The following is a 20,990-nucleotide window of genomic DNA, read 5'->3' as shown; positions in this document are numbered from 1 at the left end:
CCTTTCCAATAAAAATATTAATTTTGTCGTAATGAAACTAATCGAAAATTTAGGGTCATACTTTATGCTTATGGGTAAAGTATTTAGCAAACCTCAAAAATTGAGCGTTTTCTGGAAATTGACCGTTAGAGAAATATATGATTTAGGTGTCAACTCTTTAGGGATTGTAACCTTTATCTCAACATTTATGGGTGCAGTTGTAGCAATACAAATGGCACAAAACTTTCAAGGAGCTTCTATTCCTGTTCCAGATGCCTACATTGGTTATGCAACCAAAGTGGTTTTGGTATTAGAGTTTGCTCCAACCATTATGTCGCTAATTTTAGTTGGTAAAGTAGGTTCGTACATCGCTTCGAGTATTGGAACCATGCGTGTTACCGAACAAATTGATGCGTTAGATGTTATGGGAATCAATTCTGCAAACTTCTTGATTTTACCAAAAATTATCGCCTGTGTATTTTTCAATCCTTTATTGGTTATGATTTCTATTGGATTTGGATTATTAGGAGGTTACTACATTGGTGTTTTTACAAAACTATGGTCAGCGGCCGATTTTATTACAGGTTTACAAATGAATATGGCAACAAAATTGTTTGTCTATACATTCCTTAAAACAATGGTATTCGCGTTTGTTATCGCAACAATTCCGGCATATTATGGTTATAAAGTAAAAGGAGGTTCGTTAGAAGTTGGTCGTTCTGCAACAACAGCTGTTGTATGGACATCAGTAGCAATTATTGTGATCAATTTAATATTAACACAAACAATTTTGAGCTAATGATTGAAGTAAAAGATATCAGAAAATCATTTGATGCAGTAGAAGTTCTGAAAGGTTTTTCTGTCACTTTCGAGAAAGGAAAAGTTAGTTTGATTATTGGTCAAAGTGGTTCTGGAAAAACAGTTTTCTTGAAAAATTTGATTGGATTATTAACACCAACTTCAGGTCAAATTTTGTACGAAGGAGATAATATGATCGAGTTTGATTACAAAGAAAAACAACGTTTACGTTCAGAAATTGGAGTAGTTTTCCAAGGTTCGGCTTTGTATGATACGATGAATATTGTAGAAAATGTAAAATTTCCATTGCAAATGTTTTCGGATATGTCAAATGCTGATGCCGAAAAACGTGCGCGTGAAGTGTTAGATCGTGTAGAAATAGCTCGTACAGCGCTTAAAAAATATCCGTCAGAAATATCTGGAGGAATGCAAAAACGTGTGGCGATTGCGCGCGCGATTGTAAATAATCCAAAATATTTATTTGCTGATGAACCAAACTCTGGTCTTGACCCGAAAACGGCGTTAGTTATCGACCAATTAATTTATGATATCACAAAAGAATACAACACAACAACCGTTGTAAATACACACGATATGAACTCGGTAATGGAAATTGGAGATCATATTGTTTTCTTAAAAAATGGTTTCTTGGAATGGGAAGGGACAAAAGAGGAGATTTTGGTGGCTGATAATCCAAATGTTATTGATTTTGTATATTCGTCAAATCTTTTCAAGAAACTAAGAGAAGCCTTATTAAAAGAACAATAATAAATCAATAAAAATAAAAATTCTATGAAAAAATTAATTTTAACTGCAATTGTAGGTTTAGCTGCAAATTTTGCAACAGCACAAAATATCAATTTTGGTATCAAAGGAGGAGCTGTTTTCAATACAGATAAAGGAAAAGTTGTTTGGGAAGATGCTGGAAATATTTTCAAGAAAGATGGGAAAGCTTCTGCAGGGTTTCAAGCTGGTGCTTTAGCTCGTGTCTCTTTAGCAGGAATTTACATTCAACCAGAGTTATTGTATACGCAATTCAAAAATGAATATGATGTTGATGGACAAAAACTGAATGTAACTAAAAAACGTATGGATATTCCTGTAAATGTTGGAAAAAGATTTTTAGGAATCGGACATATTCAAGCTGGTCCAGTTTTCTCTTACTATTTTGATGATAAATTATCTGTAAAAGATTTTACAACTGCAAAACAAGACGAATTTAATGTCGGAATGCAAATTGGTGCAGGTGTAGAAGTTTCTAAATTATTATTCGATTTACGTTACGAATTCGGTTTAGGAAAAGTTGGATCTGACATTTTGAACGGATCAAATGGACAATATAGAACAGAAAATCGTCCGCAAATGTTAAACTTATCAGTAGCATATTTATTCTAAAAGGTTGTTTGTAAATAAATTTATTGGATATATTTGTTCCAAATTGTATTTTTGCAACCTCGTAAATTATTAAAATGGCAAAAAATAATAAAAAAGAAGAATTCGCTACAGAGCAATTCGTAGAAAAATTAGATAGAACAGCTTTCAACGTAGAGTTTTTTGTTGAAAAATATGCTAAAGCAATTGGTATTGGTTTAGGAGTAATTATTGTAGCTGTTTTAGGTTATTTTGCTTACTTAAAATTAGTCGTAGAACCTAAATCAGAAGACGCTTTCAAAGAAATGGTTCAAGCAGAACGTCTTTTTGATCAAGATTCTATTAACGTTGCTCTTAATGGTAGCGCAGGAAGTTTCCAAGGTTTACAACAAATTGTTGATGAATATGGAAATACTGATGCTGGTAATTTAGCACGTTTCAAAGCGGCAAGTTCTTATTATAAATTAGGAGATTACGCATCTGCGGTAAAATTATTAGAAGATTTTGACACAGATGACAATGTAATGTTGGCGCAAAAATATGGTATGTTAGGAAATGCATTAGTTGCTTCTAACAAATTAGAAGAAGGTTTACCTTACTATGTAAAAGCTGCTGAAGCGACAGAAGTTGAAACATTACAATCGACTTACTATACAAAAGCGGGTGAAATTGCGATGGAATTAGGTAAAAATGCTGATGCTTTAAACTATTTTCAAGCTTTAGAGGATAAATATCCAAATGCAAATAATGGTGAAACTGCGAAGTTTATTGAGCGTTTAAAATACGCTTCTGAAACTGCGAAATAATTCACTTCAAAAGATAATTACAAGCCGAACAAATTGTTCGGCTTTTTTTATTGATTCAAATCAAAGTTTATCCTAAATCATTTTTGTAATTTTACCATTTAAATTTTAAATAAAATGGCAACAGAAAATAAAAATTTATCTCAATATAATAAAGCAGAATTACCAAATGTAGCGGGCTCTAAGTTTGCAATCATTACATCTGAATGGAATAATCATATCACATTTAATTTGCGTGATGGAGCAAAAGATACATTGATTGATTTGGGCGCAAATCCTGATGATGTTACATTATACGAAGTTCCTGGTAGTTTTGAATTGATTTATGGAGCGGATAAAGTGGCACAAACTCATCCAGATTTGGATGGAATTATCGTTGTTGGATGTGTGATTCGTGGAGCAACAGCGCATTTCGATTATGTTTGTCAAGGTGTAACGCAAGGTGTAAAAGATTTGAATATCAAACACAATATGCCAATTATTTTTTGTGTTTTAACAGACGAAAATGAACAACAATCAATTGATCGTTCCGGAGGAAAACATGGAAATAAAGGAGTGGAAGCTGGTGTAGCTGCGGTTATGATGGCGGATATGAAAAAGAAATTAGGTAAATAATTTCACTATAAAAGATTCAAAATTTTATCGATGCCAATAGCAGAAGATTTTAAATCAATTTATACGAAAAATTGGGAAATTTATTTTTCTCAATGTGATCCGACAGGTAAAATGAAATTGTCTGAAATGGCAAATCTTTTTCAATTAACGGCTTCAGAACACGCAATAAAAGGAGGCTTAGGTTTCTTTGATTTGCAAGAATTTAATCAATCTTGGGTAATGAATCGACTTCGAATAGAAATTGATCAATTACCTTCTTGGACAGATTTTGTAGATGTAAAAACGTGGATTGAAGTGCTGAAAGGAGCAAAATCTATTCGTGATTTTACGATTGAGAAAAATGGAAAAAAATTAATTGGCGCTTCAAGTTTGTGGGCGGTTTTCAATACAGAAAAACGTCGTCCGGATATTCTTCAACTTGATTCATCTCACATTGAACGTTTTCCTGATCTGAAACCAACTGAAATCGAAAATTCGATTTTAAACATCGATTTTGAACCAACAGAAGTTATTCAATACAAAGTTCAGTTTTCTGATTTGGACATCGTAAAACACGCCAATAACACCAAATATTTGGATTGGTGCTTGAATACTATTGATCCTGAAATTATATTGAAACATCGTATCAAAGCAATTGATATGAATTTCTTGAAAGAATTAAGTTTACACGACGAAGTAGAAATCCAGAAATTAGAAACGGAGCATTTAATTCAGTTTAAGATTGTTAATCAAGAAAAAGTAAACTTTGTTTGTAGATTGGAGTTGAGGTAAGGTTATTTTAAGAGATATCAAACTGAATTTATTTCAGCTTATCAAAAAATCTTTATTACAATAAAAAAAGGTTTCATTACGAAACCTTTTTATCTATTTTTCTTTTGTCAAAACAAATTTAGCAGAATCAGCCGATTCTATTTTCTTTTGATTTTTATCTAACTGAATAATTTTTCCTTCTTCAACTAAAAAAGCATTCGGAACATTGGCAATTTCAGGAAAAACAATTGTATTTCCATCTTCTTTAAACTGAAAAGTTCCAGTTGTCATAATAGCCATTTTATCTAACCCCAAACGTTTTGTAGAATAGACATATCCTTTGTTTGGCAATAATTTTATTTCCATTTCAACTTCTTTGCAATCTTTCTCGTAACAAGGCAAAATTCCTTTGTAAGTTCCTTCGTATTGAATAGACTTTTCTGCAGAAACATGCCCGATTTCAATTCCAACTTTATACTCTTTAGAATTTTCTTCGTCTTTTACTTTTTCTACTTCAGTTTTACAACTTGACACAACGAAAGCTGCGATTGTAAATGTGGCTAAAATTATTTTTTTCATATTTTAGAATTTGATTTAAAGGTAAGTAAATTTTGAGCCAAAAAAAATCCTTCCGAATATTTTCAGAAGGATTTGTATAATGTTTTGTAATCTTATTCGATTAGAAAATTTCTTTCGCAGCAAAGTGGAAAGCAGCTTCAATAGCAGCATTTTCGTCAGAATCAGAACCGTGAACAGCGTTAGCATCGATAGATTCAGCATATTTAGCACGGATTGTACCTTCTGCAGCCTCAGCTGGGTTAGTAGCACCGATTAAAGTACGGAAATCAGCAACTGCGTTGTCTTTTTCTAAAACTGCAGCAACGATTGGTCCAGAAGTCATGAATTCTACTAAATCCTTGAAGAAAGGACGCTCTGCGTGGATAGCGTAAAATGCTTCAGCATCTTGTTTTGCTAATTGAGTCATTTTAGCCGCTTTAATTTTGAAACCAGCGTCAGTAATGTCTTTTAAAATATCTCCGATGTGTCCTTTTGCAACTGCATCAGGCTTAATCATTGTAAATGTAATGTTTGCCATTTTATTGAATTGTATTTATTACTTATTTTTTGAGGTGCAAAATTACAAAAATGATTCGAATGTTTATGTTTTATGATTAAAATTTCTTGTTTTAATAAAATGCATTAATTATTATTCATTTACGATTATTTCAATTCGATAATATTTCTTATTTTTAAATTAAATCTAAAGTTATGAATACAAATAATCTTTCCACATTTCATCATAAAACGAAACTCAAAAAGGTTGGTGATAAATATTTTCTACCTTTCGAAATTTGGAATTATTTAGATTTAGGTTTAATGTTTTTACTTATTTTGTTTTTCGCTTATGCATCAAGTGAAATCAATATCATTTTTATTTCATTGATTGTAATTTTTGGAATTCGAATAATAACGACAATTAAAGACAGATTTTTTGTAGAAATTAAAACATCAAAATCGTTGAGTGAGAATATTAATTTAATCAAAAAATTAGCGCAGCGTCAACATAATTTTACGCAATCATTGGACGAAGAAGGTTTGTTTCTTTTTGAATATTCGGAACGAAATATTTTTTATAAATACAATTACCGAAGAAGAGATTATATCGAAACAGTTGTGATTTATTGTGAAGACAATTCGATTTGGGTGAACTCTTTTAATCAACGTTATTTCGGAATTTTTAGACGATATAATCTAAAACAATGGATAAAATTGATCCAATTAAAAAGCGAGAATTAATCTCGCTTTTTAATTTTAATATCTTTCGATTAAATCGTTTCCTATTTCGTTGATAGAATCATCAGTTTCTTTTGGGTTTGGTCCCCATTGATTAGAACCTGGTTGACTATCCATAATAAAAAATATTAATAAAATAAGATTTCCTCCAGGTATAAAAGTTAATAAATAGAACCATCCACTTTTTCCTGTGTCATGCAATCTTCTACTTATTAAAGCTAATCTTGGTATAAGAGTTATAAAAAAAAATAAAACTATTATTCCTCCAATAGTATATGAAACTATGTCTGATATATTTATAAATTTAAATAAACAAATGAAAGATATTATAAAAAATATAGTATTAATTAAAGTTGTATACCAAAATTCGCTTCTGCGGGCTCTTCCCGAGAAATTGGCGTAATTGTCAAACATTACTCGTTTGTATATTTCAATCATAGATTAAGTTGTTAAATTATGTTAAAAATATTAAAATAAATTTTATTACGCAACTCTTAATCTGCTTTTAAACGTTTAGTTTTGAACATTTCTGGCTTATAGTTAATAATAAAAACACCAAGAATAATTAGAATAGTAGCGACAATAAACTTTGATGAAATCTGCTCGTCAAGAACTAACCAACCCAAAATAATTGCAATAATCGTATTGAAATAAGAAAGAATAGAAACTTGTATAGGGGAAATTTTGGTCAATGCATAATGAAAAGAGAAAAACGTAATCACAGAACCAAAAACAGCTAAATAAAGCATGGCAGAAATACTTTTTGTACTCCAATTCTCGAAATTATAATTTTTAGTAAAAGCGAATGCAAAAATAATTTGAACAATTCCAGCAAATATAAATTGGTAAAAAAGATTGAGAGAAATATTTTTAGATTGAATATTCATTTTCTTGGTGAAAATAGTTCCTGTTGCCCAACCTGTAATCGCACAAAAAAGTAAAATAATTCCGGTTCTATATTCTGGATTTGCTAATTCTTTAATTCCATCCCAAAAAATAAATATTACGCCGCAAAAACAAAGTAAAACACCTAATAATCCGCGGTAACTAAATTTTTGTAAACCAATAAAAATACTTCCTGAAAAGACTAAAATAGGAGAGGTTGCGCTGATTAATGCAGCTAAACTACTCGATAAATTTTCTTCGGCAACAGTAGTTAATCCATTTGCAGCGATTAACATCAAACTTGAAAATATAAGTTGATAAGACAAATTTTTCCAGCCAATCTATTTTAATTCCTTTTTAGATAGTAAAATAATTAGCATAATTAGTCCTGCCAAAAATTGACGAATTTCAACAACAAACCAACCAGGAATAGTTTCTACAGCTATACGAATTCCGAGGAAAGTTGTTCCCCAAACAATTGCAACTATACTAACGGCAATCAATAATTTGATCTCTTTCAAGATAAAAAAGTTAAAAGTGTTAATTCTAAAATAGAATTATAAAAATAAAAAAAAAGCGACTTGATAAACCAAGTCGCTTTTAAAGTATTATAATAGAGATTTATTATTTAACAAAATCCTCTGCTTGTTTTAGTGCAGCATCTAATCCAGAAACCTCTTTACCACCTGCTGTAGCTAAGAAAGCTTGTCCACCTCCGCCGCCATTGATGTGCTTCGCGATTTCTTTTACAATTTGTCCTGCGTTATAACCTTTTTCATCTACAAGGTTTTTTGCGATAGAAATTGTAATCGATGGTTTTACGGCATCATTCGTACCAACAACGATAAATGCATTTTCGATTTCTTTTGTTAAATCAATTGCATTTTGTTTTGCGGCATTTGTATCTAAATTCGTTTTAACCGCTAAGAAATTAACACCATTAATCTCTTTAATCGCAGCTTTCCAAGTCGCTTTCTCAGCAGCAGCTTGTTGCGCAACAAAAGACTCTAATTGCTTTTTCAATTCTGCATTTTCATCTAATAAATGTTGAACCGCTTTTACCGCATCATTTTTCGTTTTAAGTGCAGCTAAAACATCATTGTAATTTTTCTCAGCATCTTTGTATGCTTCGATTGCTTTGTTTGATGTAATTGCTTCGATACGACGAATACCAGCAGCAGTAGAAGATTCAGATAAAATTCTGAACAAACGAATATCTGCTGTGTTTTTTACGTGCGTACCACCACATAATTCGATTGAAGATCCGAAACGAATGACACGAACTTTATCACCATATTTTTCACCAAATAGAGCCATAGCTCCATCAGCAATAGCTTCGTTGATATCACAATCTCTTTTTTCGATTAATGGTAAAGCTTCTGCAATTTTATCGTTTACTTTTTGCTCAACAATAGCCAATTCTTCATCTGTCATTTTAGAGAAATGAGAAAAGTCAAAACGTAAATAATCGTCTCCAACATACGAACCTTTTTGTTCTACGTGCGTTCCTAAAACTTCGCGTAAAGCTTCGTGCATTAAGTGTGTTGCAGAGTGATTTTTAGTTGTCTCATTACGTTTTTCTGTGTCAACTTTCGCATTGAATGTAGCGTTTACATTTTCTGGTAAAGTTTCAACGAAATGAATTACTAAGTTATTTTCTTTTTTCGTGTCAACAACTTCAATTGTTTCATTCAAAGTAGAAATTGATCCTGTATCACCAATTTGTCCTCCAGATTCTGCATAGAATGGCGTTTGATTGAATACTAATTGGAAAAATTCTCCTTTTTTATTTTTTACTTTTCTGTAACGTGTAATTTTTACTTCAGCTTCTGTGTTATCATAAGCGATAGAGGTTTCGTTTCCTTTATCATCTAAAATAACCCAGTCATCCGTTAATAAAGCAGTTGCTTTTTTCGAACGTTCTTTTTGTTTCGCCATTTCAGCTTCAAAACCAGCTTCGTCAATTGTGAAACCGTGATCTTCTGCTACAATACGAGATAAATCTGCAGGGAAACCAAACGTGTCATATAATTCGAAAATCACATCACCAGGAACAATTTTAGAATCTCCTAATTGCTCAATGATTTGATTTAATCGATTTAATCCTTGTTCAATTGTACGTAAGAAAGATGCTTCTTCTTCACGAATAACGCCAGTTACAATTGTTTCTTGTTTTACTAATTCTGGGAAGAAATCGCCCATTTCAGCTTTCAAGATTGGATATAATTTATAGATAAAAGGCTCTTTAAGACCTAAGAAACGATATCCGTAAGAAATAGCACGACGTAAAATACGACGAATTACATATCCAGCTCCTGTGTTTGATGGTAATTGTCCGTCTGCAATTGCAAAAGAAACTGCACGTAAATGGTCAACTACAACACGAATCGCGATATCTGTTTTTTCTGCTGCGCCATATTTTACACCAGAAATTTCTTCTAATTTTTGAATTGTTGGTTGAAAAACATCTGTATCATAATTTGATGATTTTCCTTGTAAAACCATTGCTAAACGCTCAAATCCCATTCCTGTATCGATGTGTCGCGCTGGTAAAGATTCTAAAGAACCATCAGCTTTACGTTGGTATTGCATAAATACCAAGTTCCAAATTTCGATAACTTGTGGATGATCCATATTAACCAATGTTTTACCATCAACAGCTAAACGATCAGCTTCTGGACGAATATCAACATGAATTTCAGAACATGGTCCACATGGTCCGATATCACCCATTTCCCAGAAATTATCTTTTTTATTTCCGTAAAGAATTCTGTCTTCAGCAATATGTTGTTTCCAAAGTTCTAATGCTTCTTCATCTAATGATGTTCCGTCACCTTTATCACCTTCAAAAACTGTTACATAAATTTGATCTTTAGAGATTCCGTATTTTTCTGTTAGTAATTCCCACGCCCAAGCGATTGCTTCTTTTTTGAAATAATCACCAAAAGACCAGTTTCCTAACATTTCGAACATCGTGTGGTGGTAAGTATCTTTTCCTACATCATCCAAATCATTATGTTTACCAGAAACACGAAGACATTTTTGTGTATCCGCGATACGATTACTTTTTGGAGTTCCGTTTCCTAAAAAATATTCTTTGAATTGTGCCATCCCCGAATTATTGAACATTAATGTCGGATCGTCTTTCAAAACAATCGGCGCAGAGTCTACTATTAAGTGGCCTTTTGTCTCAAAAAAATGCAGAAATTCTTTTCTTATATCTTTGGATTTCATTTAATTAAATTATTTTTATCATTTGATTAACAAGTTTACTCGTACAATATTCGTTACTTTGCAAACGTTTTACAAAGATAATAAAAGGTTGGTTAAGTAATGGAAAATAAAAACTATAAGTATAATTCTGTGAAATTTTTAATGAGTTGGGCGAAGAAAAGAGTCCAAAATACTCCTAAAACAGCATTATACGTATTACTATTTTTATGTCTATCGACAATATCTGCTGGAATGATTGGTTATCATTTTAATGATTCTGAATACGCATCGAGAGCAGGGAAATTCAAAGACGACAAAAGCAAATTATTGGCTGAGTTGGAAAGAATGGAAAATGAAAATCAGCAATTACATAAAAAATTCAAAGAAGTTGAAGAGGCTTTGACAGAAATCGAAGAAAAAGATCGCAATATTTATCGTACAATTTATGATATGCGTGTCAATGAAAATATCGATTCTGTAAACAAAGAAATTGATAATTATACAGCAGAAGATATCGAAAAATTGATTGATAAAATCGAAATTGAATCAAAATCGTTGGACGAAGTATTTCGTTCTGCTGGTGTAAAAGATGCCAATTTATCATCAATGCCAGTTCTAAAACCTGTTGCAGATAAATATGTAAGTAGATTAGCTTCTGGTTATGGATCTCGTTTTCACCCAATTTTGAAAGTGAATAAAATGCACAAAGGTTTAGATTTTGCAGCTTCTACAGGAACACCAATTTATGCAACTGGAGATGGTTCTGTAAAAGTTTCTGAATTTAATTCGGGTTACGGAAATATGGTGGTCTTGAAACACGGAAATGGTTACGAAAGTTTGTATGCTCACATGTCTCGTGCGAAAGTTCGTAGTGGACAAAAAGTGAAAAGAGGCGATGTAATTGGTTATGTTGGGACGACTGGATTGTCGACAGGAGCGCATTTGCATTACGAAATTCACAAGAATGGAGAACCTGTAGATCCAATTATGTATTTCTACAATGATGTAGATCCAGACGATTTCATTAAAATTTATCAAAACTCTAAAAAATTGTCATTATCTTTGGATTAAACGCTGATAATGAACGTAGACCTGCCTGATAAACTATATTACTCGATTGGCGAAGTCGCCAAAGCCTTTGATGTAAATGCATCGTTGATTCGATTTTGGGAGAAAGAATTTGAAATTATTCAACCCAAAAAGAACAAAAAAGGAAATCGATTATTTACCAAAAATGATATTGATTGTTTCAAGAATATCTATTATTTGGTAAAAATAAAAGGCTATACGTTAGAAGGTGCAAAACAAGCGATTGGTAAAAAAGGAATTGCGACAACAACAGATGAAATAGATGTTGTGAAGCGATTAGAAAATATAAAAGATGAACTCATCAAACTTAAAATGAGTTTTGAGTCGGAAGAAATTTTAGAAAAAGATGAACTGAATTAAGTTCATCTTTTTTGGTTATAAAACTTTTGTTTCAATAAATTTAAAGCCAATTGCAAGTATAAAACTTATAATGATTAGAATCCAGTTTGGTTTTAGTTTAGTTTTTAATTCAAATAGTTTCGAAAAAATTTCAATCACTCTTTCTTTGTCAATAATTAAGATAACAAAGACTAAAACTTGATAAAAAATAGAAGAATTTAGCGCAACAATTTCATAGAAATAATCTTGTAGAATAATATTGATTAAAATTGTAGTTAATAACAAGCATGCAAAAATTCTTGTCCTTCTAAAAAGTAATGTGATTGCACCAATCACTTCAAAAATTCCGATGATTATTGGATACCCTTTGGTAAAACTATAAAAATTCCACATCAATCGATGACCTTCAGAAAGATGATTATTAATGCTGTTATCCATATTTGTGAATTGAGTAGGTTTTACAATTCCATACACAAACATTGATATTGAAACCGTAAATATTGCTGACCAATAAAGTATATAGATTAGTTTTTGTTTCATTTATTTTTTAAAATTATTTAGAATAATCATTACAATTTTTATAATTAATACAATAATAGTGATTGGAAGTAAGAAGAGTAAAATGGAGTATAAACTCCAAAAATCATTTAAAATTTTAAAATATTGTAAAAAAAATAAGCTAATCAAGTAAAGCCAGAATAAAAAAACTAAAATGAGAAGGTTATTTATTTTGAATATTTTTCGTTCAACGAAATAAAAAGTCAAAATAATCAAAAGTGGTATTGCAATAGTATAAACGTAAAACATATTTTAGGTTAATAGTTGGTTATAAGCTACGATGAACTCTTCCAATTGTTGTAAAGTTACTTTATCAATAATTTTTCCTTCCGAATTTACTTTTCCTTTAACACCTTGAATGAGTAAAGTTGTTTCATTATTGAAGTTTGTCATCAACGTTTTCATTATCAATTGCAATTCTTCATGTCCTTTTTCTCCATTTGCAGACGCAGTGATAATTCCTAAAGGTTTTCCATCAAAAATAGTTGTAGAAACGCACCATTCTAATACATTTTTTAATCCACTCGGAATACTAAAAATATATTCGGGCGTACAAATAATTATTCCATCAGCTTTTTCTATTTCAGTTCTAAAACCAAGTATTTCTTGCGGCGTATTTTCGATAGAACGTTCTGGATCAAAATGAGGAAGAGTTTTTAATTCATCAAAAACAGTACATTTGAAATATTGAGATGTAGAAGAAATAAAATTTTCTATGATTTTTTGATTAGATGAATTTTCGCTTGTGCTTCCATTAATGATGAAAATATTTTTCATTTTCGTTGATTTGAACATCTAAAATAGATAATTATTCTTAACTTATCTTAAGAAAATCTTCTGCTAAGATTTCGTAAATTTACAGATTCAAACGAAAACTCAATGTACTTAATATACGATACAGAGACAACTGGTCTTCCGAAAGATTGGAATGCGCCGATTTCTGACTCCGACAACTGGCCGCGTTGTATACAAATCGCTTGGCAATTGCACGATGAAATGGGGCAAATTATTGAACATCAAGATTATTTGGTGCGTCCAGATGGTTTTGATATTCCGTATGATTCTGAACGTATTCACGGAATTTCAACTGATTTAGCAACCGAAAAAGGTGTTCCATTAAAAGAAGTTTTAGATAAATTCAACGAAGCTTTAGGTAAAGCTAAATTTATTGTTGGACAAAATTTAGGTTTCGATATTAACATTATGGGAGCCGAATTTTATCGTCTGAATTATGAAAATAATTTAGCCGAAAAACCTGTTTTGGATACCTGTACCGAGGTGACTGCTGAGTTATTGAAACTTCCTGGAGGTCGTGGAGGTCGTTACAAATTACCAACGTTAACGGAATTGCATCAATATCTTTTTGGTGTTTCGTTTGGCGAAGCGCATAACGCAACTGCCGATGTGGAGGCAACTACGCGTTGTTTTTTCGAGTTGATTCGTAAAGGTATTTTTACAAAAAACGAGTTAGAAGTTGAAGATGAATATTTTGTTCGATTTAATGCAATTAATGAAACAAATATTCAGCCAGTTGGACTAAATCACGTAAATCTTAAAAAAGCTTCACAAGAAATTGCGAAAATTAAAGCCAAAGAAGATGGAGGAGATGAGGTTATTGATATTTCGGAAGAAGTTTTAGCACAATTCGAGAAAGCAAAATTTGCACATTTACATAATCACACACAATTTTCAATTCTTCAATCGACTATTTCTGTAAACGATTTGGTGAGTGCTGCGGCAAAAAATAAAATGACTGCAGTTGCAATTACCGATCATGGAAATATGATGGGAGCTTTTCATTTTAATGCAGAAGTACAAAATCATAATAAAGCTGCAAAAGTAAAGAATGAAGAGTTAATTGCTGACGGAGCAGAACCAACGGAAGTTATCTTAAAACCTATTATTGGTTCCGAATTCTTTGTTTGTGAAAATCATTTAGACAAAACAAAAAAGGATAATGGCTATCAAATTGTAATTTTTGCAAAGAACAAAAATGGTTATCATCATTTAGCAAAAATGGCATCGAAGGCTTATACTGATGGGTTTTACTACGTGCCTCGAATTGATAAAGCGATTATTGAAGAATATAAAGAAGATTTAATTGTTTTGTCTGGAAACTTACAAGGTGAAGTTCCAAACAAAATTTTGAATCTTGGTGAAAAGCAAGCCGAAGAAGCTTTACTTTGGTGGAAAGAGCAGTTTGGTGATGATTTTTACATCGAATTGATGCGCCACGGACAAGAAGATGAAGATCGTGTTAATCAGACTTTGCTTGCGTTTGCGCGTAAACACAATGTAAAAGTTGTTGCGACAAATAATACGTATTATATCAATCAAGACGATTCGAATGCACACGATATTTTGTTGTGTGTGCGCGATGCAGAAAAACAATCAACGCCAATTGGTCGTGGTCGTGGATTCCGTTTTGGTTTGCCAAATCAAGAATATTATTTTAAGTCGGAAGCAGAAATGAAACAATTGTTTCAAGACATTCCCGAAGCAATTATTAATATTCAAGAAATTGTTGATAAAATAGAAGAATACACGCTTTATCGAGATGTATTACTTCCAAAATTTGATATTCCCGAAGAATTTCATCACGCAGAAGATGATGAAGATGGAGGGAAAAGAGGTGAGAATGCTTATTTAAAACATTTAACCTACGAAGGTGCAAAAATTCGTTATCCAGAATTGACAGACGAAATTAAAGAACGTTTGGATTTCGAATTAGCCACAATTGAAAAAACAGGTTATCCTGGTTATTTCTTGATTGTACAAGATTTTATTGCTGCGGCGCGTAAAATGGGCGTATCGGTTGGTCCAGGTCGTGGTTCGGCGGCAGGATCAGCAGTTGCTTATTGTTTATGGATTACCAATTTAGATCCAATTCAGTACGATTTACTTTTTGAGCGATTCCTAAATCCTGATCGTGTATCTATGCCCGATATCGATATCGACTTTGATGACGAAGGTCGATCGTTGGTAATGGATTATGTGATTGATAAATATGGAGCAAATCAAGTAGCGCAAATCATCACTTATGGTACAATGGCGGCGAAATCTTCGATTAAAGATACGGCGCGTGTATTGGATTTACCATTGTTTGATGCGAACCGTGTTGCAGGTTTGATTCCGAATATGAAGTTATCTAAAATCTTCAATTTAGATGAAGCTGCATTAAAAGGAGCCTTAAAACCAGAAGAGTTTGATGCTGTAAGCGAATTAAAACGTTTATCGAATGGAGACGATTTAGCTGCGGAAACTATTCAGCAAGCAAAAATCTTAGAAGGTTCTGTTCGTAACACGGGAATTCACGCGTGTGGGGTAATTATTACGCCAGATGATATTACGAATTTCGTACCTGTAACAACAGCTAAAGATTCAGATTTATATGTAACGCAGTTTGATAACTCGGTTGCAGAAAGTGCCGGATTATTGAAGATGGACTTTTTGGGGTTGAAAACCTTAACCTTGATTAAAGATACCATCAAATTAGTAAAAGCGAGAACAGGAATCGAAATCAATCCGGATGAAATTCCGATTGACGACGAAAAAACATATGAGCTTTTCCAGCGTGGCGAAACGGTTGGGGTTTTCCAATACGAGTCACCCGGAATGCAAAAATACATGAAGGATTTACGTCCGACAGTTTTCGCGGATTTAATTGCCATGAATGCCCTTTATCGTCCTGGGCCTATCGAATATATTCCGTCGTTTGTTCGCCGTAAAAATGGTGAAGAACCAATTCAGTACGATTTGGATGCGATGGAAGAATATTTATCAGAAACCTACGGAATTACGGTTTATCAGGAGCAAGTAATGTTGCTTTCGCAAAAATTAGCAGGTTTCTCGAAAGGTGATGCCGACGTTTTGCGTAAAGCAATGGGGAAAAAGCAAAAAGCTGTCTTGGATAAAATGAAACCAAAATTTGTTGCGCAAGCTTCAGAAAAAGGGCATGATCCTAAGATTTTAGAAAAAGTTTGGACAGACTGGGAAGCCTTTGCATCCTATGCCTTCAATAAATCGCACTCGACGTGTTATGCATGGGTAGCGTATCAAACAGCTTATCTGAAAGCACATTATCCAGCAGAATATATGGCGGCTGTTCTTTCAAATAATATGAATGATATCAAGCAAGTGACCTTCTTTATGGAAGAGTGTAAGCGAATGGGATTGGCGGTTCTTGGACCAGATATCAACGAATCCATTACAAAATTTAATGTAAACGAAAATTACGAGATTCGTTTTGGAATGGGAGCTGTAAAAGGTGTTGGGCAAGCCGCAGTAAACTCGATAATTTCTGAACGTGAAGCAAATGGTCCGTTCAAAGATATATACGACTTTGTTAAACGTGTCGAATTGCGAACAGTGAACAAAAAAACAATCGAAAACTTAGTTTTAGCTGGAGGTTTTGATTCGTTTGAATTTCATCGTGGACGTTATTTTTATATCGAAAATACGACAACTAATTTGGAAAAACTAATCAAATACGGAGCAAATTTTCAAGAGCAAAAAAACTCTGCTCAAACTTCTTTATTTGGCGATTTTGGTGGTGATTCTGTTGTAGAAGATGTGGTTCCGATGTTGCCAGATTGTGAGAAATGGAATATGTTACAACGTTTGTCGAAAGAGAAAGAAGTTGTTGGAATTTATATTTCTTCGCATCCTTTGGATGATTTCAAACATGAGTTGAAAATGGCTTCAAATTGTAGTATTTCTGATATCAATGCGAATGAAGATAATTTTGTCAACAAAGAAGTTTCAATTTGTGGAATGATGTCAAATATTCAACATAGAATTGCCAAAAATGGAAACGAATTTGGTATTTTTACGTTTAGTGATTACACCGATTCGATGGATATCATGGTTTTTGGTAGCGATTATATGAAATATAGACACTTTATGCAGGAAAATATGTTCTTGAATTTGAAATTGAATATCTCGAAAAAAGAATTCAAAGACAAAGAAGGAAATGTAACGCAAGGTCGTGTGTATAAAAACATCACAAATATTTTGTTGTTGAATGAAATTGTTGAAAAACAAGCCGAAAAAATGACGGTGAAGATTGAAGTTCCAGAATTTTCGGAAGAAACATTTAGCAAATTATCAGATATTATGTTCAAATATCAAGGAGATAAATTATTAAAAATTCAATTAATTGATCCAAAAGATTATTTGAATAATTTAGATTTACCAGCAAGTAAAATCAAAATTAACATTTGTCGAGATTTGTTGAAAGAATTAGATGAATTGCAGGAAATTACATTCAAACTGAATTAATTATTCGTTTCATCTATTGAATAATTGATAGATAATATGAACGAAATTTTTCAAGAATAAAATTTTATGTAGATTTGTAAACTTAAGATTAGATAAAAAAAATATAAGATTATGGCATTAGAAGTAACAGACGCATCATTTGCATCAGATATTATAGAGTCAGGAAAACCAGCAATGGTTGATTTTTGGGCTGTTTGGTGTGGTCCTTGTAGAATGGTTGGTCCAGTTGTGGAAGAGCTTGCTACAGAATATCAAGGAAAAGCAGTTATTGGTAAAGTTGATGTAGACACAAACCAAGAAGTTGCAGCAAAATATGGAATTCGCAACATTCCTACAATTTTATTCTTCAAAGACGGAGAAGTAGTAGACAAAGTTGTTGGAGTTGTTCCAAAAGAGCAATTAGTAGAAAAATTAAACGCGATTTTATAATAAATTAAATCGCTGATTTTGAAATAAAAGAATCTCGGATGCAAAATTTCCGAGATTTTTTTTGAAAAAAGTTTAGGTTTTATCAGAAAACCGCCTATATTTGCAATCCGAAATCGATACAGATTTTGATCCGGTAGTTCAGTTGGTTAGAATACTTGCCTGTCACGCAAGTGGTCGCGGGTTCGAGTCCCGTCCGGATCGCAAAAAGTTCGTTCTTTTACACAATATATTTTTTATAATTTCTGATCCGGTAGTTCAGTTGGTTAGAATACTTGCCTGTCACGCAAGTGGTCGCGGGTTCGAGTCCCGTCCGGATCGCAATTTTTTATAAAAATTCATAAAAAATATATCAATTTATAATTTTCTGATCCGGTAGTTCAGTTGGTTAGAATACTTGCCTGTCACGCAAGTGGTCGCGGGTTCGAGTCCCGTCCGGATCGCATCTATTTCTTTTTCTATTTTAGTGCGATCGAAAATTATAAATAAAAAAACAGACTGATCCGGTAGTTCAGTTGGTTAGAATACTTGCCTGTCACGCAAGTGGTCGCGGGTTCGAGTCCCGTCCGGATCGCCAACTTTTATAAGCTTCACTTATTGTGAGGCTTTTTTTTGCTCCAAACTTTTTATTTTTGCATAACGCATAACGCATAACGCATAACGCATAACGCATAACGCATAACAATGAATCATATTTATTTGGTGAACGCCTTGGTTACAGATGAAACGGGTAGAATGTTAGCTGTCCGAAAAAAGAAATCGAAATTTTTTCAGATGGTTGGTGGAAAACGAGAACAAGATGAAGAATTATTAACCACACTTCGACGCGAATTTTTAGAAGAGATTAATGTTGATATTCTACAGCACGATGTTTCATTTTTAGGGCAACACACTTCTATTGCCGTTAATGAAGTTAATACCGAAGTTTATGCAAATGTATTTCATGTTAAATTAAAATCATTAGAAACGCTTAAAATCGCTTCTGAGATAGAAGAAATGGCGTGGATAACGAAAGAAAACTACAAAGAATTTCAATTGGCTCATTTATTAGAAGAATTCAGTTTACCGATTTGGTTAGAAATGAAATTTTAAGGAAATATTTTGAAATATATTAATGCGATTAAGTTGCATTAATTAAGAAATAATCTATCTTTATTAAAAAAATAAACGATGGAGATAATTATAAAAACAATATTGGTTGGCGTTGGTGCAACAATTGTGATGGATATTTGGGCTTTTATTTTGAAATTATTCAATATTAAATCTTTGGATTATAGATTTGTAGGACGTTGGATTGGACATTTTGCAAATGGAAAGTTTACACATGATAAAATATTTGATTCAAAACCAATTCAAAATGAAATTTTTATCGGTTGGTTGGCGCATTACTTAATCGGAATTACATTTTCTATTTTATTAGTCGTGATTTTTGGGGTAGAATGGTTAAATCATCCGACCGTTTTTCCCGCTTTATTTGTAGGATTGTTTACAATTGTAGCACCTTTTTTTATTATGCAACCAGCATTTGGGCTCGGACTTGCATCTTCCAAACTTCCATCGCCAAATGTAATGCGTTTTCGCAGTTTACTCACACATTTTATTTTCGGTTTTGGCTTATACATTTCTGCATTAATTCTTTCTCTATTCTAAATATTTTTCAAAAAAGTTTGTAACGTTTTTATTTTTTTTCTACTTACTAGTAAACACTAAAATAATTAAACGATGAAATCTATTTGGGAAGCAACAGTTGAAAATAATGTTATCAGAATCGAGAATAATTGGTTTTCTGGCGAAAAACTTTTTGTAAATGACAAATTACAAGATTATCAAATTAACTATTTTTCTGCGCCAATTTTAACGGGGCATTTGAAAAATTCTAAAGATGAAAAGTTAAATATCAAAGTAAATATTTTGCAAGAATTTTTCGGAGTCAATTGTATTTTATTTATCGATGATGAACAAGTTGCGTTGAAAAAAATAAAGTAACGATTTTGGAAGCTAAACAAACTCTTTTTTTAGAATTAATCGATCAGCACAAAGGGATTTTACACAAAATCGCTATGATGTATATGGATAATTCTGAAGATCAAAATGATTTGATACAAGAGATTGTTTTGCAGTTATGGAAATCTTTTGATCGTTTCGAAGGTAAGTCTCAATTTTCGACATGGATGTACCGCGTTTCGTTGAATACGGCGTTAACTTATTTTAGAAAAGAAAAGAGAAAAGCAGATCGTCATACTTTTTTAGAAAATATTGATCAAGTAGATGAGGTGGATTCTGGTGAAAAAGAAACGCAACTCGAATTGTTTTACAAAGCAGTTCATGAATTAAATAAAGTAGAGAAAGCATTGATTTTTCTGTTTTTGGAAGGGCAAAATCACAAGGAAATTAGTATCAACTTGGGAATTTCGGAAGTAAATGCACGTGTGAAATTGAACAGAACGAAAGAAAAAATACAAATCATCATAAAAAAATACGGTTATGAATTTTGATGAATTACAAAAACAATGGGACAATCAATCTTCAGATGAAGTGAAAATTGATCCAAATCTTGAGCTTAATCAAGAAGCAAATACCATTATTGATAAAGTAAGAAAAACATTGAAACAAGAGTTTTATTTTCAATTATTAGGATTATTGTTTTTATATACTTTTCCTTTCTTATTTGATGCAAATACGCCAACAATTTGGTGGACATTGTTGTGTGTTTCGTTGACTTTTTTGGTGCCGTTTATTTATGTTTTCAAGTTTTATAAACGATCATATCATCTGGAATATAATTCGTTAAAGAACATCAATTGGTTTTATTTCAATTACAAATCTGCGATTGATATTTACAGTATTTACTCGTACATGATCTGTATTTTAATGTTGATGATTATTGGTGTTTCGTATATCCAGCATCCTAACTCGTTGCAATTTGTTCATAAATTTCAGTTTTATCTTTATATTTTTCTTACACTATTTTTCTATGTTTTAATTTGCGTTTTATTATTAAAATGGTGGATTTCTACTTATTATAAAAAGAATCTGGTAGAATTAGAAAATATATTACATCAATTAGAAGAGTAACCAAAAGTTACTCTT

At 32.2% G+C, this 20,990-nt stretch carries 22 protein-coding genes, 4 tRNA genes and 1 pseudogene; 20 read left to right on the top strand and 7 right to left on the bottom strand.

Features of this window, described 5'->3' with window-relative positions; genetic code table 11:
* Window positions 1-31: 31 nt before the first annotated feature.
* The 6 genes from B3I31_RS00930 (at window position 32) to B3I31_RS00905 (ending at window position 4,337) form a co-directional block, all read left to right on the top strand.
* Window positions 32-778, top strand: coding sequence for an MlaE family ABC transporter permease (locus tag B3I31_RS00930; RefSeq protein WP_171622564.1), 747 nt, complete (start codon window positions 32-34; stop codon window positions 776-778).
* Window positions 778-1,545, top strand: coding sequence for an ABC transporter ATP-binding protein (locus tag B3I31_RS00925; protein WP_114998788.1), 768 nt, complete (start codon window positions 778-780; stop codon window positions 1,543-1,545). The genes B3I31_RS00930 and B3I31_RS00925 overlap by 1 nt, the downstream gene beginning before the upstream one ends.
* A 24-nt stretch (window positions 1,546-1,569) precedes the next feature.
* The gene (locus B3I31_RS00920) at window positions 1,570-2,172 is read left to right on the top strand and encodes a porin family protein (RefSeq protein WP_291060502.1); all 603 of its coding nucleotides are present in this window, start codon (window positions 1,570-1,572) and stop codon (window positions 2,170-2,172) included.
* A 74-nt stretch (window positions 2,173-2,246) separates the two neighbouring features.
* Window positions 2,247-2,954: a tetratricopeptide repeat protein gene (locus B3I31_RS00915; RefSeq protein ID WP_291060505.1), complete on the top strand. Its 708-nt coding sequence runs from the start codon at window positions 2,247-2,249 to the stop codon at window positions 2,952-2,954.
* A 114-nt stretch (window positions 2,955-3,068) separates the two neighbouring features.
* Entirely contained in the window at window positions 3,069-3,566 is a 498-nt protein-coding gene (ribH, locus tag B3I31_RS00910; RefSeq protein ID WP_125349547.1) for a 6,7-dimethyl-8-ribityllumazine synthase, read from the top strand.
* A gap of 30 nt (window positions 3,567-3,596) precedes the next feature.
* A complete protein-coding gene (locus B3I31_RS00905; RefSeq protein WP_291060507.1) occupies window positions 3,597-4,337 on the top strand; it encodes an acyl-[acyl-carrier-protein] thioesterase in 741 nt (246 codons plus the stop codon).
* 93 nt (window positions 4,338-4,430) lie between these two features.
* Here the strand turns inward: B3I31_RS00905 and B3I31_RS00900 are convergent, their stop codons facing one another.
* Window positions 4,431-4,895, bottom strand: a complete 465-nt coding sequence (locus B3I31_RS00900) for a copper resistance protein NlpE N-terminal domain-containing protein (RefSeq protein WP_125349545.1) — start codon at window positions 4,893-4,895, stop codon at window positions 4,431-4,433.
* Between the two features lie 100 nt (window positions 4,896-4,995).
* The gene (locus tag B3I31_RS00895; RefSeq protein ID WP_038330990.1) at window positions 4,996-5,412 is read right to left on the bottom strand and encodes a nucleoside-diphosphate kinase; all 417 of its coding nucleotides are present in this window, start codon (window positions 5,410-5,412) and stop codon (window positions 4,996-4,998) included.
* Between the two features lie 173 nt (window positions 5,413-5,585).
* Between B3I31_RS00895 and B3I31_RS00890 the strand changes: the two genes are divergently transcribed.
* On the top strand, window positions 5,586-6,113 hold the full coding sequence (locus B3I31_RS00890) for a hypothetical protein (RefSeq protein WP_291060509.1): 528 nt from the start codon (window positions 5,586-5,588) through the stop codon (window positions 6,111-6,113).
* A 15-nt stretch (window positions 6,114-6,128) separates the two neighbouring features.
* Here B3I31_RS00890 and B3I31_RS00885 read toward each other — a convergent pair whose 3' ends face one another.
* The 3 genes and pseudogenes from B3I31_RS00885 to alaS form a co-directional block, all read right to left on the bottom strand.
* Entirely contained in the window at window positions 6,129-6,524 is a 396-nt protein-coding gene (locus B3I31_RS00885) for a DUF805 domain-containing protein (RefSeq protein WP_244958051.1), read from the bottom strand.
* A gap of 80 nt (window positions 6,525-6,604) precedes the next feature.
* Window positions 6,605-7,516 (bottom strand): annotated as a pseudogene (locus B3I31_RS00880) (DMT family transporter).
* A gap of 103 nt (window positions 7,517-7,619) precedes the next feature.
* Window positions 7,620-10,229: an alanine--tRNA ligase gene (gene alaS, locus B3I31_RS00875; protein WP_291047676.1), complete on the bottom strand. Its 2,610-nt coding sequence runs from the start codon at window positions 10,227-10,229 to the stop codon at window positions 7,620-7,622.
* Window positions 10,230-10,328: 99 nt separating this feature from the next.
* Between alaS and B3I31_RS00870 the strand changes: the two genes are divergently transcribed.
* Both B3I31_RS00870 and B3I31_RS00865 read left to right on the top strand, forming a co-directional pair.
* On the top strand, window positions 10,329-11,279 hold the full coding sequence (locus tag B3I31_RS00870) for a M23 family metallopeptidase (RefSeq protein WP_291060511.1): 951 nt from the start codon (window positions 10,329-10,331) through the stop codon (window positions 11,277-11,279).
* Window positions 11,280-11,288: 9 nt separating this feature from the next.
* Window positions 11,289-11,657: a MerR family transcriptional regulator gene (locus B3I31_RS00865; RefSeq protein ID WP_038331000.1), complete on the top strand. Its 369-nt coding sequence runs from the start codon at window positions 11,289-11,291 to the stop codon at window positions 11,655-11,657.
* Window positions 11,658-11,672: 15 nt separating this feature from the next.
* On the opposite strand, the gene B3I31_RS00860 is transcribed toward B3I31_RS00865, so the two are convergent.
* Both B3I31_RS00860 and B3I31_RS00855 read right to left on the bottom strand, forming a co-directional pair.
* Window positions 11,673-12,176 (bottom strand): hypothetical protein, encoded by a 504-nt coding sequence (locus B3I31_RS00860; RefSeq protein ID WP_038331001.1) that lies wholly within the window; start codon window positions 12,174-12,176, stop codon window positions 11,673-11,675.
* A gap of 270 nt (window positions 12,177-12,446) precedes the next feature.
* The gene (locus B3I31_RS00855; RefSeq protein WP_115001941.1) at window positions 12,447-12,971 is read right to left on the bottom strand and encodes an NADPH-dependent FMN reductase; all 525 of its coding nucleotides are present in this window, start codon (window positions 12,969-12,971) and stop codon (window positions 12,447-12,449) included.
* A gap of 102 nt (window positions 12,972-13,073) precedes the next feature.
* Here B3I31_RS00855 and dnaE point away from each other — a divergent pair, with 102 nt between their 5' ends.
* From dnaE to B3I31_RS00800, 11 genes are all read left to right on the top strand, one after another.
* Entirely contained in the window at window positions 13,074-17,474 is a 4,401-nt protein-coding gene (dnaE, locus tag B3I31_RS00850; protein WP_221854003.1) for a DNA polymerase III subunit alpha, read from the top strand.
* Between the two features lie 111 nt (window positions 17,475-17,585).
* Complete coding sequence (gene trxA, locus B3I31_RS00845) at window positions 17,586-17,903, top strand: thioredoxin (protein ID WP_038331009.1); 318 nt, start codon at window positions 17,586-17,588, stop codon at window positions 17,901-17,903.
* A gap of 127 nt (window positions 17,904-18,030) precedes the next feature.
* Window positions 18,031-18,104, top strand: a tRNA-Asp gene (locus B3I31_RS00840).
* A gap of 43 nt (window positions 18,105-18,147) precedes the next feature.
* Window positions 18,148-18,221 (top strand) — tRNA-Asp (locus B3I31_RS00835).
* Between the two features lie 48 nt (window positions 18,222-18,269).
* Window positions 18,270-18,343 (top strand) — tRNA-Asp (locus B3I31_RS00830).
* A gap of 57 nt (window positions 18,344-18,400) precedes the next feature.
* Window positions 18,401-18,477, top strand: a tRNA-Asp gene (locus tag B3I31_RS00825).
* 107 nt (window positions 18,478-18,584) lie between these two features.
* Window positions 18,585-18,992, top strand: a complete 408-nt coding sequence (locus B3I31_RS00820; RefSeq protein ID WP_291047681.1) for an NUDIX hydrolase — start codon at window positions 18,585-18,587, stop codon at window positions 18,990-18,992.
* Window positions 18,993-19,070: 78 nt separating this feature from the next.
* Window positions 19,071-19,550 (top strand): DUF2938 domain-containing protein, encoded by a 480-nt coding sequence (locus tag B3I31_RS00815; RefSeq protein WP_291047682.1) that lies wholly within the window; start codon window positions 19,071-19,073, stop codon window positions 19,548-19,550.
* A gap of 72 nt (window positions 19,551-19,622) precedes the next feature.
* Entirely contained in the window at window positions 19,623-19,886 is a 264-nt protein-coding gene (locus B3I31_RS00810; protein WP_291047683.1) for a hypothetical protein, read from the top strand.
* A gap of 77 nt (window positions 19,887-19,963) precedes the next feature.
* A complete protein-coding gene (locus B3I31_RS00805; protein ID WP_409410629.1) occupies window positions 19,964-20,395 on the top strand; it encodes an RNA polymerase sigma factor in 432 nt (143 codons plus the stop codon).
* Window positions 20,385-20,975 carry a hypothetical protein gene (locus tag B3I31_RS00800; protein WP_280061780.1) on the top strand — a complete coding sequence of 197 codons (591 nt, stop codon included), beginning with the start codon at window positions 20,385-20,387 and terminating at the stop codon, window positions 20,973-20,975. The genes B3I31_RS00805 and B3I31_RS00800 overlap by 11 nt, the downstream gene beginning before the upstream one ends.
* Window positions 20,976-20,990: the final 15 nt, after the last annotated feature.

It is taken from the genome of Empedobacter sp. UBA3475, from assembly GCF_002378465.1.
In the GTDB taxonomy this organism is placed as follows: Bacteria; Bacteroidota; Bacteroidia; order Flavobacteriales; family Weeksellaceae; genus Empedobacter; species Empedobacter falsenii_B.
This window is presented reverse-complemented; position numbering and strand designations above follow the sequence as displayed.